We start from the raw sequence: 14,197 nt of genomic DNA on the forward strand, positions 1-14,197 counted from the left end.
AGCTCCGCGAAAGCTCGATGGCCGCTCCTTACCGGATACCGCCATGAGTTTCGCCACCGCTACCGCAGCTCCGCTTTTCCCCGTCGCGTCACTCGACCGTATCGATGACGGCATCTCCGCCGTGCGCGGCGAGATCGAGTTGCAGTTGCGCATGCGTCATGCAGGGCAGCGTGCGCTGCGCCTGCGCTATGAACTGGTTGGTGCAACCGGTGCGCCGGTGGTGCTGGTAGCTGGCGGTATTTCCGCGCACCGTCACCTCGCTGCGAACAGCGCCTACGCCGAGAAGGGCTGGGCCGAAGGCCTGGTTGGCGTTGGTCGCGCGTTGGACCCGGCAAAACGTCGCCTGCTTGGCTTCGACTTCGTCGGTGCCGACGGCGAACTGGATGCGCCCATCGATACCACCGACCAGGCCGATGCGATTGCCGCTTTGCTGGACGCACTGCATATCGAGCAGCTGCATGGTTTCGTCGGTTACTCCTATGGCGCGCTGGTCGGCCTGCAATTGGCGATCCGCCATCCAGCCCGCCTGCGCAAGCTGGTCGCGGTCAGCGGTGCCCATCGTCCGCATCCCTATGCTTCCGCCTGGCGCGCGCTGCAGCGCCGTGCGGTCGCGCTGGGACAATTGCAGTGTGCCGAGAGTCACGGCCTTGCGCTGGCGCGTCAGTTCGCCATGCTCAGCTACCGCACGCCGGAAGAGTTTGGTGAGCGCTTCGATGCGCCGCCGGAAGTCGTCAATGGTCGTGTGCGTGTTGCCGCCGAAGATTACCTTGACGCCGCCGGCGCGCAGTACGTCGCCCGCACCCGCGTCAATGCCTACCTGCGTCTGTCCGAATCCATCGATCTGCACCGGGTTGATCCGGCTGCCGTCAGCGTGCCGACCCTGGTGGTCGCGGTTGAAGGTGACCGCCTGGTGCCGCTGTCGGACCTGGTCGCCCTGGTCGAAGGCCTGGGCCAGCGCGGCAGCCTGCGCGTGCTGCGCTCGCCCTACGGTCACGACGCCTTCCTCAAAGAAACCGATCGCATTGACGCGATCCTCGCCACTGCCCTACGCCTGCCCGGAGAAACCGCATGAGCCTGTCCCACACTTCCGATATCTCCTGTAGCCGTGCCACCGCGGCAGTGCGCGCGGGCATTGACCGCGATACCGCCTACGGTGCGGTGACGCCGCCGATCGTGCTGTCATCCAACTTCAGCTTCGACGGCTTTGGCAACAAGCGCCAGTACGACTACACCCGCAGCGGCAATCCCACCCGTGACCTGCTTGGCGAGGCACTGGCTGAGCTGGAGGGGGGCGCAGGCGGGGTGATCACCGCGACCGGCATGGGCGCGATCAATCTGGTGTTGAATGCCTTGCTGGAGCCCGGCGACAGCCTGGTAGTGCCGCATGATGCCTACGGTGGCAGCTGGCGTCTGTTCAACGCGTTGGCCAGCAAGGGCCACTTCGAGCTGATCACCGCGGACCTGACCGACCCGCGCTCGCTGGCCGATGCGCTGGCGAAGTCGCCCAAGCTGGTGCTGATCGAAACCCCGTCCAACCCGCTGCTGCGCATCACCGATCTGCGCTTCGTCATCGATGCTGCGCACAAGGCCGGCGCCAAGGTCGTCGTCGACAACACCTTCCTGTCGCCTGCACTGCAGACGCCGATCGCTTTCGGCGCCGACGTGGTGCTGCATTCCACCACCAAGTACGTCAACGGCCACAGCGACGTGGTCGGCGGTGCGGTGATCGCGCGCGATGCCGAGGTGCACCAGAAGCTGGTGTGGTGGGCGAACGCGCTGGGCCTGACCGGTTCGCCGTTCGATGCCTTCCTGACCCTGCGCGGCCTGCGCACGCTGGATGCGCGTCTGCGCGTGCACCAGGAAAATACCCGGGCCGTGGTGGAGCTGCTCGCTGCCAGCGAGGCAGTGTCCAATGTGTATTACCCGGGGCTGGCGTCGCATCCGGGCCATGCGGTGGCGGCACGGCAGCAGAAGGGCTTCGGCGCGATGCTGTCGTTTGAGCTGGCCGCCTGCGAAGGCGAGGACCCGTACGCGGCGGTGCGCGCCTTCCTCGATGGCCTGCATTACTTCACCCTGGCCGAGTCGCTGGGCGGTGTGGAAAGCCTGGTCGCACACCCGGCCACCATGACCCACGCTGCGATGAGCGCCGATGCGCGTGCCGCGGCCGGCATCAGCGAGTGCCTGCTGCGCCTGTCGGTGGGCATCGAGTCCAGCGAGGATCTGGTCGCCGACCTGCAGGCTGGCCTCGCGCGTGCTGCCAAGGTCATCGCCGACGCGCAGCAGGCCGCTGGCAACTGTAAAAAAACGGTGGATGCATGAGCGCGGTACTGCGTCCGCTGGAACAGTCGCAGGCGCGGCTGGTATTGCTGGGGACGGGCACGGTGGGTTCGGCCTTTGTCGCGCGCTATCAGGCGCTGCAGCAACGCCAGCTGAGCCTGCCATCGCTGCATGTGGTGGCCAATTCGCGCATCGCCCTGGTCTGTGACGATGCGCCAGACGCGGCATTGTCGCGCGCGCGCGACGCGCAGCGGCAAGGGGATGAACCTGTGCACCGCGAGGAAGTGGGGCGCCTGCGGGTTGGAGACATCGTGGTCGATGCCACCGCCAGCGAGGCCGTCGCTGCCGATCATGCGCCATGGTTGGCGCAGGGCATCCATGTAGTGACCGCGAACAAACTGGGCAATGGCACGGCCTTGGCACGTGCGCAGCAGATTGGTGCGGCAGCCGCGGCGGGCACTGCGCGCTACGGTGATGCAGCGACCGTGGGTGCAGGCTTGCCGCTGTTGCGCAGCATCCGCGCCTTGGTTGCAGGTGGTGACCATGTGCATGCCATCGAAGGCGTGCTGTCGGGCTCATTGGCCTGGCTGTTCGATCGTTACGACGGTAGCCAGCCGTTCTCTGACTGCGTGCGTGAAGCCGCAGTCGCCGGTTACACCGAGCCGGACCCGCGCATCGACCTGTCCGGCGAAGACGTGCGGCGCAAGTTGCTGATACTTGCACGTGCGGCGGGTGTGCCGCTGGAGGCGGATCAGATCAAGGTCGACTCGCTGGTGCCGGCGGAATTGGCTGCATTGCCTGCAGCGGACGTGGAAGATGCGCTGTCGTTGTTGGATGCGCCTTTGGCCGAACGGCTGCAGCAGGCGCGTGCGCAGGGCTTGAAGCTGTGCTTCGTCGGGCGTCTGGATGCGCAGGGTGCCAGCGTCGGGCTGCGTGCGTTACCGCCAGGGCATGCCCTGGCCGGTGGCAGTGGCACCGACAATCGCGTGGCGATCCACAGTGACCGCTACAACACCCAGCCGCTGTTGATCCAGGGACCGGGGGCGGGCGCCGAAGTGACCGCCGCGGCCTTGCTTGACGACGTGTTGAGCATCGTCAATCGCTGAGCATGGCTGCAGCACCATGGCGGTGCTGCAGCGCGGACGCATCGCAGGCTGAGGCCGGCACCTTCGGCTTGCGCGCGTGCAGATGGCGGATGGACGAGGACGCCAGGTATTCGTCGCCAGCAGCAGGACTTTCAGGGATTATGATGCCCGGACGCCGGCATCATGGAGCCGGCGTTGCCGTTCCGGGCCGGCCGAGCGCTGCCGGTTCCTTCCTCTGAAAGGTGTGTTGTGTCCAAGGGTGTTCTGGTTTCGCTGGCCGCGTCCCTGTTGTTCGGTCTGATGTATTACGCCAGTCCGCAACTGGCACCGCTGCAGGGCGGGGATATTTTTGGCTGGCGGGTGCTGTTCGCGGTGCCGCTGGTAGCGCTGATGTTGCATGTGACCGGCGAGAGGACGCTGATCGCTGACACCCTGCGACGTGTGCGGGTGGAGCGCCGGCTGCGGTGGGCGTTGCCGCTGTGTGCAGGCATGGTCGGCGTGCAGCTGTGGCTGTTCCTGTGGGCACCGTTGCATGGGCGCGCGCTGCAGGTATCGATGGGCTACTTCCTGCTGCCGCTGGTGATGGTGCTGCTGGGGCGGGTGGTCTACGGTGAGCGCCTGTCGGGCCTGCAGAAGCTGGCCGTGGCCAGCGCCGCGCTCGGTGTCGGCTGGGCACTGCTGCGCAATCAGGGATTGTCGTGGGAAATGCTGTTGGTGGCGCTGGGCTACCCGGCGTACTTCCTGCTGCGCCGACACCTGCGTATTGGTCACCTGGGGGGATTCTGGGTGGAACTGGTGCTGTTGCTGCCGGTGGCGTGGTGGGCGGCGATTGGCGATGGGCAACAGTTGCTGGTGGCATTGGCGCAGAAGCCGGCTTTGTACGTATTGATCCCGTTGCTGGGAGCGATCAGCGCGGTGGCACTGATGTGTTACATGCTGGCCTCGAAAATGCTGTCGTTCAGCCTGTTTGGACTGCTTACCTATGTGGAGCCGGTATTACTGATGCTGGCGGCATTGCTGCTCGGTGAGAGCGTCGGCCACGGGCAGTGGCCGACCTATGTGGCGATCTGGCTGGCGGTGGTGCTGCTGGCCCTGGAAGGCGTGTTGAAACTGGGCAGGCGCGGCGCCTGAGTTTCAGCTGCGCTTGGCCCGGTCGGCTAGCTGTTGCAGTACGGCTTCACGGCTCATGCGTGCGCCGTTGCTGTCGACGGCGGTGAACTCAACGCCGTTCTCCCAGAGCTGGGGGGCAAACAACACCGCCATGTCTTCGGAGGCGGTTTGTGACTGCAGGTTCAGCAACCGCTGATTGAAGCCGGCCGCGCGCAGCCATGCGTTGTAGCTGGAGGTGTGTTCGGTGGCGAACTGCACCTGGTAATGGCATTCCTCGCGCTCCGGCGAGGGCCGGGCATCGCATTGCGGGTTCCATTGATGCAGGCCGATCACCGCATCGGCTTCCAGCTGCCGTTGGCCGGCAGCGGCCCACAGGGCCACGCACATGCTGGCGCAATGCGAGCGAACCCGTACGGTGAGGTTGTTGCGGTTGATCAGGCGCGCCGCTTCCAGGCCGGGGTTGGCGTAACCACCGCCGCTGGTGATGTCGATGCGGCGCACGCTCGGGTGGGCAGCCAGCAGCGCCTGCATGTCGTTGGCGAAATTCCGGCCTACGCTGCCCTCGATACGTAGCACGCTGCCGCCTTCCTGCACCGACATGTGCGCATCATCCACCGTGGCCATGGTCGTGGATTTTTCGCCTTCTATCACCAGTGCCTCGGCACCTGCGGCGGGCGATGTGGTGGCGGTTGCGGTTGCCTGCGCGGCGTCAACGGCGGTATCGACGCCTGCGGGTGCCGACTTGCGGGTGCCGATGTAATAGGACAGTACCAGCAGCGCCACTGCGGCGAGCAGCAGTTTGAGCAGGGTTGCCATGCCATTGCCGGGGGCCGAGGTCCGTGCGGCCGAGCGCGGGCGGCGCACCGGCGGCTGTTCGCCTGAGTTCTGTTCGCCGTGCATCCGCTCCCCCTGAAGCAGCGTTGTGATGGGCGATTCTGGTGGAAGCGTCGGCGGCATTGCAAGACAGGCAATACGTTGACGGGGCGCGCCTGCTGTGGGCAGGTCGGCGCCTGCTTGTGGCTAGTGCGGGCGACGACGTCGCCGCCACAACGTGTTGGCGAGCAGGATCAGCAGCAGGAGGATGCTCACGGGCAGGACGAACAGCAGGTTGAGCAGTGCCATCCACCACGCCAGATCGATCTGCCAGCTCTTCCATGCCTTGCCATTGGCGGCCCTGACCGCCACCGCCATGTCCATGCCGGCGACGCTGGCGGGCACGACGTCCAGTTGACCGACCAACCGGTAGCGCCCCGGTGCGATGGGGGGCAGGGGCTGGCTGCAGCTGACGGTGTCCGCCGACCAACTGTCGATGCGGTGGAAGAGGTCGCTGCCTGCGGCGACCTGCTGCCCGTTGTTTGCCAGTAGTCGCCAGTGCAGGGTGATCACGCCGATGTCCGGCGTTCCCTGCTTCCACAGCGTGGTGCGGTGCGCGAATTGCGCGTCGCTCAAGCTGCCGCGATGGAGATCCAGATTCAGCGCCCAGTGCTCCTGCGGGCGGATGTCCAAGGGCAGATTGAAACGGCCATCGGCGGCGACGGCGCCTTGCCCGGGCACCGCCGTCCAGTAACTGCTCCACAGCCAGCTGGCAGCCAGCCACAGCATCAGGAACAGCAGCAGGCGCCAGCCCCGGCGGGGCCAGCGTCTGCCTTTGTGCGGCTCAGCACTCGATGACGTTGACGGCAAGGCCGCCCCGGCTGGTTTCCTTGTACTTGTCCTGCATGTCGCGGCCGGTGTCGCGCATGGTCTTGATCACCTTGTCCAGCGAGACCTTGTGCTTGCCGTCGCCACGCATGGCCATGCGGCTGGCGTTGATCGCCTTGACCGCGCCCATCGCGTTGCGCTCGATGCAGGGAATCTGCACCAGCCCACCGATCGGGTCGCAGGTCAGCCCGAGGTTGTGCTCCATGCCGATTTCGGCAGCGTTCTCGATCTGCCCGGGGTTGCCGCCCAGGGCGGCCATCAAACCGCCGGCAGCCATCGAGCAGGCCACGCCCACTTCGCCTTGGCAGCCGACTTCGGCGCCACTGATCGAGGCGTTTTCCTTGTACAGGATGCCGATGGCGGCAGCGGTCAGCAGGAAGTTGAACACGCCCTGCTCGTTGCTGCCCGGGCAGAAGCGGTCGTAGTAGTGCAGCACCGAGGGAATGATGCCGGCCGCGCCATTGGTGGGCGCGGTGACCACACGGCCACCGGCGGCGTTTTCCTCGTTGACCGCCAGTGCGTACAGGTTGACCCAGTCCAGCGTGGTCAGCGGGTCGCGCATGGCGGCTTCAGGCCGCGAGGACAACTCGCGGTACAGGGTGGGCGCGCGGCGGCTGACGTGCAGGCCGCCGGGCAGGGTGCCTTCGGAGCGGATGCCACGGGTGACGCAGGACTGCATGGCGTCCCAGATCTCGCGCAGGCCGGCGCGGATCTCTTCCTCGCTGCGCCAGCACTTCTCGTTCTCGAACATCATCTGGGCGATGCTCAGGCCGCTGCGCGCGGCCTGCGCCAGCAGCTCGTCGCCGCTCTTGAACGGATAGGGGATGGGTGTCTGGTCGGGCACGATGCGGTCGTCGGCGGCATCGTCCTCGTTGACCACGAAGCCACCACCGACCGAGTAATAGTCGCGGGTGGCGATGATCTGGTCATCGGCATCGTAGGCGGTGAAGCGCATGCCGTTGGTGTGATACGGCAGCTTCTGGCGTTTGTTCAGGGCCAGATCGCGCTTTTCATCAAAGGCGATCTCGCGCTGGCCCATCAGCTTGATGCGCTTGCTGCTGCGGATGCGCTCCAGCGTGGCCGGGATGATGTCCGGGTCGATCTCGTTGGGCCGGTGACCTTCCAGACCCAGCAGCACTGCCTTGTCGGTGCCGTGGCCACGCCCGGTGAGGGCCAGTGAGCCGAAGACTTCGGCGCGGATGCGCACGGTGTTGTCCAGTTGGCCCGGATCCAGCAGCCAGCGGTGGACGAAGCGTTCGGCCGCGCGCATCGGGCCCACGGTGTGTGACGAACTCGGGCCGATGCCGATCTTGAACAGGTCGAACGTACTGACGGACATGCTGATTCTGTTTACTGCATTGAGATGGCGGCTATTCTACGGGTTCCTTGCTGCAGGCCATGGCTGCAGCGCAGCATTGCCGGAGCCGATGGACGATGGGATTGACTCTGTACCAGCGTGACGATTGCCACCTCTGCGACCTGGCGTTGGCAGTGTTGGCGCAGGCGCGGGCACCGGATTTCGACAGTGTGTTCATCGATGAGGACGATGCACTGGAAGCCAGCTATGGCACGCGCGTGCCGGTGCTGCGGGATGCCGCGGGCAGGGAACTGGACTGGCCGTTCGATGTACCGGGCCTGCAACACTGGCTGTTGGCCTGACCGGGGCTAGAGCTCCAGGCCGTTGTTGCGGCCATGGTTGCTATCCCGGTCGTAGGCGATTTCGCGTTGCCGCTGCAGCTCGACCAGCGACGCGCCCAGCTGATTGGCCTGCTGGACCAGGGCTTCACAGCTGCGCTGGGGTGGCAGCGCTGCCAGTTGCCGGCGTATTTCGGCCGCTGCATCCAGCGCAAACCGGTAGTGGCCTTGCTCGTGTTCGCGCAGGAGCGTGCTGTAGTTGTGCCAGCGTTCGCGTAGTTTGGCGTCGGCCGTATGCTCGCCGGTCCATTTGGGCAGGGTGATGCTGCCGTTGACCTGGGTGTCTACACGTTGCAGCACGCAGTCGTTGCTGCGTGAAGTGGTCTGGTAGTTCCAGCGCACGTTCCAGCGCGTGTAACCATGGAAGCGGCTGCCGTCATCGGCCTGTGGGCCATTGTCCTGCATGGCCTGCAGCAGCTGTGCCGGGGTATCACCGCTGATCGGGTAGTAGCTGATGTCCAACTGCTCGGAAGCGGACGCGTGGCTGGCTACAAACAGTAGTGCGGCGATGATGGAACGTGGCGTGCGCAGAGCAGGCATCCGGTTGGGCAGGGCCCGGCGCGGGGGCGGCCGGCCCGCGGGGGGGGAGCCCGGGGGGGGCGCCCGGGGTTTTTTTGGGGTGTGGGTTGGCGGGGAGGGGGGGGGGCCACAAACCCGCTGGGCGGCTTTGATGTCAGGGGGCGCGCGCACCGCGGGCTTCGGGTGGGGCCGGCCCCGCCGCGGGGCCGACGCCCACGCTGCGGGTCAACAGGGCGGTGCCCCCTGGCTTATTTCGCGTTGAGCTTGACGATGGTGCTGATCGCGGTTTCGTCGGGGATGGTCTTGGTGTCGGCCCAGTCGCCGCCGCCCACGCCGAAGTCCAGGCGCTTGACCGTTGCCTTGCCGGTCAATACCGGCTGTGCACCTTCCGCCCAGGTGAAGGTCAGCGTCACCGGCTTGCTGATGCCGCGCAGTTCGAGCGTACCGTCGGCGGCGAACTGGTTGTTGCCCAGCGCGCGGAAGCCATTGGCGGTGTAACGGGCCTGGGCGAATCTGGCGACGTTGAAGAAGTCCGCGCCCTGCAGGGTGGAATCACGGTCGGTATTGCCGCTCTTGGCACCGGCCAGCGGAATGGTCACGTCCAGCTTGCCTGCTGCCGGATTGGCCGGATCGAAGCTGACCTGGGTCTGGAAGCCGGGGAAGCTGCCGGTGAACACTTCACCATCATATTTGCTGGCAAACACCAGGATGGAGCCGGCACCCGGTGCCTGCTGGTAATCGGCGGCCATGGCCGGGGCAACCGCCAGCATGCCGGCCAGGGCAGCAGCGACTGCGGCGGGAGAAGTGAGCTTGATGTTCATGCGGAATCCTTTTGCGGAAGGTTGAGCCAGCCTTGCGGCAGCATGCGTGCCAGCGTGGCATCGCGTAGATGAATGTGGTGATAGAACGCAGCCGCTGCATGTGCCAGCACCAACAGGATCAGCGCCCAGAAGCCCCACTCGTGGATGGCGTGGGAGAACTGGCTGGCCTGTTCGCTCGGGGCCACCAGCTTCGGCATTTCGACCAGCCCGAACAGCTTGAATGGCCGCAGGCCACTGGCCGAGTCGTACAGCCAGCCGGACAGCGGAATGGCGAACATCAGCACGTACAGCAACCAATGCGTGGCCGAGGCAATGCGTTCCTGCCAGCTCGGGGTGCCCGGTACCGGCTCGGGGGCGCCTGCGTACAGGCGCCACAGCAGGCGCACCACCACCAGCACCAGCACGGTGATGCCGATGGACTTGTGCATCGTGTAGATCCAGAAGTACTTGGGCGTCTTCGGGAACTCGCCCATGGTCAGGCCGACGATGCCCAGGGCCAGGATCAGCAGGGCGATCAGCCAGTGCAGGCTTTTGCTGAGGCTGCCCCAGCGTTGTGCGGTGTTTTTCAGGCTCATGGGTGGTTTTCCGTTTCTGCTGCTGATTTCAGGGCCGCGTCGGCGGCGTCTTCGAGGCTGTTGTCTGGCGTGGGGACAGGGTCGGCTGCCGCCGGCGGCGCTTCAGCGCCAGCATCGCGCACCGCTTCGGCCTCGATGCGCAGCTCGACCTTGTCGCCGATCAGCGAAGGCCACGCGTCGATGCCAAAGTCGGCGCGGCTGAGCGTCGTACTTGCCGAGAATCCAGCAGTACGCCGGAACGGTGGCAGCGGGTGCCGTTTGAGGGCGTTGAGGGTGACGTCAAGCGCCACCTCGCGGCTCACTCCGCGCAGGGTCAGCTGGCCGACGACACGGGCATGGTTGGCATCGATCGGCTCGATCCGGCTGGACACAAAGCGTGCCTGCGGGAAGCGCGCGCCATCGAGCAGGTTGCGCGCCAGGGTTGCCTGGTTCCATTTGTCATCGCCCAGGTCCAGGCGGGTGACCGGAACCATCACCTCCAGTCGTGCGGTGGCCCAGTCCTGCGGGTCGAAGTCGAGCACGCCTTCGCTGCCGGACACCGTTCCCAGCGCATGCGAGAAGCCGGCGTGCTCGATGGAGAACAACACCCGGGTATGCACCGGATCGAACCGGTAGCGTTCATTGGCGGCACTTGCGGCAAAGGACAGCAGTGCGCAGGTCAGCAATAGCAGGCGTGGCAGCAAGGTCCGGCTCCGGGTCGGGATAGGGGATTCTAGGCGGATGCAGGTGAGGGTTTGTGCGCATATTGCGCAACGGTTTGTTACGTAGCCGGTTCGGGTTACTTTGCCCGGGGCCGGGGGCGGCGCTAAAGTCGCGGCGGTTGGGTGGTGATACATGCCGGTCCGCGATGGGGAGTGTCGGGCGTTGATGAAATGGATTCTTCGAGGTACGCGGCTGGGCGTGTTGGCGTTGCTGTTGTTGTGGCCGTGCCTGGCGGCCGCCCTGGATCTGGCTGAAACCCCCCGCATGCGGCGTCTGGGGGTGGCCGAGGGTCTGCCGTCACGCACCGTGCTTGCGCTGGCCCAGGACCGCCATGGTTATGTGTGGGCGGCCACCGACGATGGTCTGGCGCGCTATGACGGTACCCATTTGCGGGTCTGGCGGCATGATCCGCAGGTGTCCGGTTCGCTGCCGGGCAACACCCTGGAAACGATGCTTATCGATTCCCGCGACCGGGTATGGGTGGGTGCCAATGGCGCTGGGCTGGCAATGCTGGACGCCAACCGGCAGCGTTTTACCCGTTTCGCCGAACTGGAGGCGATCTGTAAACACCAGGTATGGGCACTGGCCACCCAGGGCACCGACCTTTGGGTAGGCACCAGCGGGAGCGGCATCTGCCTGTTGCATGCCGATGGCCGGATCAGCCGTTACCAGCACCGGCCCGACGACCCGCGCAGTCTGCCCGATGACACGATTTATGCCTTGTTGCCGGGCAAGGACGGCAGTATCTGGATCGGAACCACGTCCGGGCTGGTGCGCTGGCGGCCGGGGGCCGGCTTCGCCAGCGTGCGCTCGCCGCTGCTGCAGGGCAAGGATGTGATCCGGCTGAGCGGTGACCGCGATGGCGGCATCTGGGTGGGCACCGATGAAGGCCTGTACCGGGTCATGGATGATGGCGCGGTATCACCGGCGCCCTGGCCGCAGGCCGCACAGACGCGTGCGGCGGTGGTGCTGCACGATCGCGATGGGCGCTACTGGATGGGCAGCTCCAATGGACTGTATCGCGGGGACGCGCAACGCCTGCAGTTGTTGGAAGGCGACGGTGGCAGCGGCTTCCTGACCGGCAGCAGTGGCGTACTGGATCTGCTGCAGGATCATGAGGGCGGCATCTGGACGGCATTGCTGACCCAGGGCATGGCCTACCTGCGCCCGGACTGGTCGCGTTTTTCCAGCCACTATCAGCTCGACGGCAAGTCGCTGGAGAGCCTGTACCTGATCAACTCGGCGGCTGATGGCAATGGATTCCTGGTGGTGGGCGGGCACGGCCTGTACCAGTTGGATGCGGCCGGCAAGTTGTCGCAGTTGGCCGGCGAGGCGCAGTTGGGGCCGGGCAGTATCTGGTCGGTGCAGCGTGGCAGTGACGGTGTGATCTGGCTGGGGCGTGCAGGTGGCATCACGCTATACCGGCCATCGGACGGGCAGGTCCGCCGTATCAACCTGGGGGTGGGCGACGATCCGACCCAGCGCGCTGACCTGATGCGACTGGCCGCCGACGGCAGCATGTGGTTGTCCATCATCAACTATGGCCTGCAGCACCGTGCGGCCGATGGCCGGTTGCTGGCGGCCTATCCGCAGGGCACCGCCTCCGGCTTGCCGGAGAAGCTGGTTGAACAACTGCGACTGGGCACTGATGGCAGCCTGTGGCTGGTCGGTGGCGCCGGCGTGCAGCGCTTTGATGGCAAGCGCTTCGTCAGTGTTGCCGGGGTGTCGGAAGGCATGGTCTACGACCTGGTGTTCCTTGCTGATGGCAGCGCGTGGCTGGCGCGCGATGGTGCGCTGGAGCGCTATCGCCATGACGCCAGTGGCTTCTCCCTGCAGCAACGGCTGGGCACCGATGACGGGGTGCCGGCGGCAGCGATCGGCGGCCTGGTGGCGGGCTGCAGTGGTCAGTTGTGGGCGACGACCACGCGCGGGTTGTTATGGTGGCAGCCGGGCGCAGCGCGGGTGCGGGTGTTGGAAGAAGGCGATGGCCTGACTGACACCGAGTTCACCGCCAGGCCGCCCGCGCACGCAGGCTGCGGCCGGGCATTGGCGGTATCCGCCACGGGGCTGCTCAGTTTCAACCCCGACGCCAAGGTTGCCGCGCCGGTAGGCTCGCAGTTGGTGATCGAGTCGATAGGTGTGCGTCGCGACGATGCCGCGCGCGAGCAGCGGCTGAAAGGCCCCTTGATCCATCTCGGCCCACGCGACCGCGATCTGCGGGTGACCGGACGCCTGCTGTCCTATGTGGATCCGGCGCGGCACCGTTTCCGGGTCCAGATCGAAGGCTATGACCAGAACTGGGTGGATCTGGGCAGTGACGGCGAACGGCTGGTATCGCGGCTGCCCGCCGGCACCTATCGCATGCAGGTGCAGGGTGCGGCGGCCGATGGTCCGTGGACCCCCGCGCAGACACTGCAGATCGACGTCGCACCGCCTTGGTGGCGCAGCAGCTGGGCGCTGGCGGCCTGGGCACTGCTGCTCGGATTGTTGGCGGCGGCGGCGGTGTTCGGCTACCGGCGCCGCGAGCGGCGGCGCAATGAATGGCAGTTGGCGCTGCACAAGCAGGAACTGGCCGAACAGGCCTCGGAGGCGAAAACCCGCTTCCTGGCAACCTTGGGCCATGAGGTGCGCACGCCGCTGACTGGCGTGCTGGGCATGACTGAGCTGTTGCTGGGCACCGAGCTGGATGCGCGCCAACAGCGTTTCGCCAACGCCATCCAACAGGCCGGCACGCACCTGCTCGGGCTGGTCAATGATGCCCTGGACCTGGCGCGCATCGAGGCAGGCAAGCTGGAGCTTGATAATCGTCCCTTCGAGCTCGGCCGCCTGCTGCAGGAAGTAAGCGCGTTGATGGCACCGATGGCCGAGCGCCGTGGACTGGTGTTTGAACCCGCGGCAGCGTTTCCAACGCCGGTCATGGTAGTGGGCGATGCGATGCGCCTGCGGCAGATCCTGATGAACCTGCTGGGCAATGCGATCAAGTTCACCGAACGCGGCAAGGTGTCGGTGGCGGCAGAGCTGCTGCCCGGGCAGAGCGGCATCTGCCTGAGCGTGCGGGATACCGGGCCGGGCATCAGTGCCGAACAGCAAAGCCGCCTGTTCCAGCGTTTCGAACAGGCCGATGGCAACCGCACCGCATCGCGTTACGGCGGCAGTGGATTGGGGCTGGCGATCTGCCAGGAACTGGCCATGGCGATGGGGGGCCGCATGCGGGTCGAAAGCCGCCTGGGGGAAGGCGCGCGCTTCGTCCTCGAAGTGCCTTTGCGCTGGGAGTATTCGGCGGCTGGCAGCGCCGCTGCGGCGGTGGCCGAGTCCGGCACTGCGCTGCAGCCGCTGCAGGTCTTGCTGGTTGAAGATGATCCGACCGTGGCGCAGGTAATCACCGGCCTGCTGACCGCACGCGGCCATCAGGTGATACACGCGGCACATGGTTTGGCGGCGCTGGCCGAGGTGGGCGGGCAGACATTCGATGTCGGCCTGCTGGACCTGGATCTGCCAGCCCTGGATGGCATAGCGTTGGCTGGCCAGTTGCGCGGCTCCGGGCATCGTTTCCCGTTGATCGCGGTGACCGCACGTGCCGACGCGCAGGCCGAACAGTTGGCGCGTGCGGCCGGGATGGTGGGCTTCCTGCGCAAGCCGGTGACCGGGCAGATGCTGGTCGATGCGATTGCCGAAGCCCTGGCAGCGACGGGACAGGCACAATAGGTGCCAT

At 66.2% G+C, this 14,197-nt stretch carries 13 protein-coding genes; 6 read left to right on the plus strand and 7 right to left on the minus strand.

Going from position 1 to position 14,197, the window contains the following annotated elements; all coding sequences use genetic code 11:
• Positions 1 to 43: 43 nt before the first annotated feature.
• From metX to rarD, 4 genes are all read left to right on the plus strand, one after another.
• Positions 44 to 1,072 (plus strand): homoserine O-succinyltransferase MetX, encoded by a 1,029-nt coding sequence (gene metX / locus ACVOLQ_RS02790; protein ID WP_481526990.1) that lies wholly within the window; start codon positions 44 to 46, stop codon positions 1,070 to 1,072.
• Positions 1,069 to 2,319, plus strand: a complete 1,251-nt coding sequence (locus ACVOLQ_RS02795; protein WP_481526991.1) for an O-succinylhomoserine (thiol)-lyase — start codon at positions 1,069 to 1,071, stop codon at positions 2,317 to 2,319. The genes metX and ACVOLQ_RS02795 overlap by 4 nt, the downstream gene beginning before the upstream one ends.
• The gene (locus ACVOLQ_RS02800; RefSeq protein WP_481526992.1) at positions 2,316 to 3,383 is read left to right on the plus strand and encodes a homoserine dehydrogenase family protein; all 1,068 of its coding nucleotides are present in this window, start codon (positions 2,316 to 2,318) and stop codon (positions 3,381 to 3,383) included. Before ACVOLQ_RS02795 ends, ACVOLQ_RS02800 begins: the two co-directional genes overlap by 4 nt.
• Before the next feature lie 228 nt (positions 3,384 to 3,611).
• A complete protein-coding gene (gene rarD, locus ACVOLQ_RS02805) occupies positions 3,612 to 4,493 on the plus strand; it encodes an EamA family transporter RarD (protein WP_481526993.1) in 882 nt (293 codons plus the stop codon).
• Positions 4,494 to 4,496: 3 nt separating this feature from the next.
• On the opposite strand, the gene ACVOLQ_RS02810 is transcribed toward rarD, so the two are convergent.
• From ACVOLQ_RS02810 to ACVOLQ_RS02820, 3 genes are all read right to left on the minus strand, one after another.
• Complete coding sequence (locus tag ACVOLQ_RS02810) at positions 4,497 to 5,372, minus strand: hypothetical protein (RefSeq protein WP_481526994.1); 876 nt, start codon at positions 5,370 to 5,372, stop codon at positions 4,497 to 4,499.
• Between the two features lie 120 nt (positions 5,373 to 5,492).
• Entirely contained in the window at positions 5,493 to 6,074 is a 582-nt protein-coding gene (locus ACVOLQ_RS02815; RefSeq protein WP_481526995.1) for a hypothetical protein, read from the minus strand.
• 55 nt (positions 6,075 to 6,129) lie between these two features.
• On the minus strand, positions 6,130 to 7,512 hold the full coding sequence (locus tag ACVOLQ_RS02820; RefSeq protein ID WP_481526996.1) for an L-serine ammonia-lyase: 1,383 nt from the start codon (positions 7,510 to 7,512) through the stop codon (positions 6,130 to 6,132).
• A gap of 95 nt (positions 7,513 to 7,607) precedes the next feature.
• On the opposite strand from ACVOLQ_RS02820, the gene ACVOLQ_RS02825 reads away from it, so the two are divergent.
• Positions 7,608 to 7,832 carry a glutaredoxin family protein gene (locus tag ACVOLQ_RS02825; RefSeq protein ID WP_313493032.1) on the plus strand — a complete coding sequence of 75 codons (225 nt, stop codon included), beginning with the start codon at positions 7,608 to 7,610 and terminating at the stop codon, positions 7,830 to 7,832.
• A gap of 6 nt (positions 7,833 to 7,838) precedes the next feature.
• On the opposite strand, the gene ACVOLQ_RS02830 is transcribed toward ACVOLQ_RS02825, so the two are convergent.
• The 4 genes from ACVOLQ_RS02830 to ACVOLQ_RS02845 form a co-directional block, all read right to left on the minus strand.
• Positions 7,839 to 8,408: a DUF922 domain-containing Zn-dependent protease gene (locus ACVOLQ_RS02830; protein WP_481526997.1), complete on the minus strand. Its 570-nt coding sequence runs from the start codon at positions 8,406 to 8,408 to the stop codon at positions 7,839 to 7,841.
• A 227-nt stretch (positions 8,409 to 8,635) separates the two neighbouring features.
• Positions 8,636 to 9,208, minus strand: a complete 573-nt coding sequence (locus tag ACVOLQ_RS02835; RefSeq protein ID WP_481526998.1) for a YceI family protein — start codon at positions 9,206 to 9,208, stop codon at positions 8,636 to 8,638.
• On the minus strand, positions 9,205 to 9,783 hold the full coding sequence (locus ACVOLQ_RS02840) for a cytochrome b (protein WP_313493030.1): 579 nt from the start codon (positions 9,781 to 9,783) through the stop codon (positions 9,205 to 9,207). Before ACVOLQ_RS02840 ends, ACVOLQ_RS02835 begins: the two co-directional genes overlap by 4 nt.
• Positions 9,780 to 10,466: a YceI family protein gene (locus ACVOLQ_RS02845; protein ID WP_313172932.1), complete on the minus strand. Its 687-nt coding sequence runs from the start codon at positions 10,464 to 10,466 to the stop codon at positions 9,780 to 9,782. The genes ACVOLQ_RS02840 and ACVOLQ_RS02845 overlap by 4 nt, the downstream gene beginning before the upstream one ends.
• A gap of 184 nt (positions 10,467 to 10,650) precedes the next feature.
• Between ACVOLQ_RS02845 and ACVOLQ_RS02850 the strand changes: the two genes are divergently transcribed.
• Positions 10,651 to 14,190 carry a hybrid sensor histidine kinase/response regulator gene (locus ACVOLQ_RS02850; RefSeq protein ID WP_481526999.1) on the plus strand — a complete coding sequence of 1,180 codons (3,540 nt, stop codon included), beginning with the start codon at positions 10,651 to 10,653 and terminating at the stop codon, positions 14,188 to 14,190.
• Positions 14,191 to 14,197: the final 7 nt, after the last annotated feature.

It is taken from the genome of Stenotrophomonas sp. STEN031 (assembly GCF_056759975.1).

Bases quoted from the DNA above. Each gene is read 5' to 3' on its own strand.
- metX (WP_481526990.1), top strand. From the start codon at position 44: ATGAGTTTCGCCACCGCTACCGCAGCTCCGCTTTTCCCCGTCGCGTCA.
- ACVOLQ_RS02795 (WP_481526991.1), top strand. From the start codon at position 1,069: ATGAGCCTGTCCCACACTTCCGATATCTCCTGTAGCCGTGCCACCGCG.
- ACVOLQ_RS02800 (WP_481526992.1), top strand. From the start codon at position 2,316: ATGAGCGCGGTACTGCGTCCGCTGGAACAGTCGCAGGCGCGGCTGGTA.
- ACVOLQ_RS02810 (WP_481526994.1), bottom strand. From the start codon at position 5,372: ATGCACGGCGAACAGAACTCAGGCGAACAGCCGCCGGTGCGCCGCCCG.
- ACVOLQ_RS02815 (WP_481526995.1), bottom strand. From the start codon at position 6,074: ATGCTGTGGCTGGCTGCCAGCTGGCTGTGGAGCAGTTACTGGACGGCG.
- ACVOLQ_RS02820 (WP_481526996.1), bottom strand. From the start codon at position 7,512: ATGTCCGTCAGTACGTTCGACCTGTTCAAGATCGGCATCGGCCCGAGT.
- ACVOLQ_RS02825 (WP_313493032.1), top strand. From the start codon at position 7,608: ATGGGATTGACTCTGTACCAGCGTGACGATTGCCACCTCTGCGACCTG.
- ACVOLQ_RS02830 (WP_481526997.1), bottom strand. From the start codon at position 8,408: ATGCCTGCTCTGCGCACGCCACGTTCCATCATCGCCGCACTACTGTTT.
- ACVOLQ_RS02835 (WP_481526998.1), bottom strand. From the start codon at position 9,208: ATGAACATCAAGCTCACTTCTCCCGCCGCAGTCGCTGCTGCCCTGGCC.
- ACVOLQ_RS02840 (WP_313493030.1), bottom strand. From the start codon at position 9,783: ATGAGCCTGAAAAACACCGCACAACGCTGGGGCAGCCTCAGCAAAAGC.
- ACVOLQ_RS02850 (WP_481526999.1), top strand. From the start codon at position 10,651: ATGAAATGGATTCTTCGAGGTACGCGGCTGGGCGTGTTGGCGTTGCTG.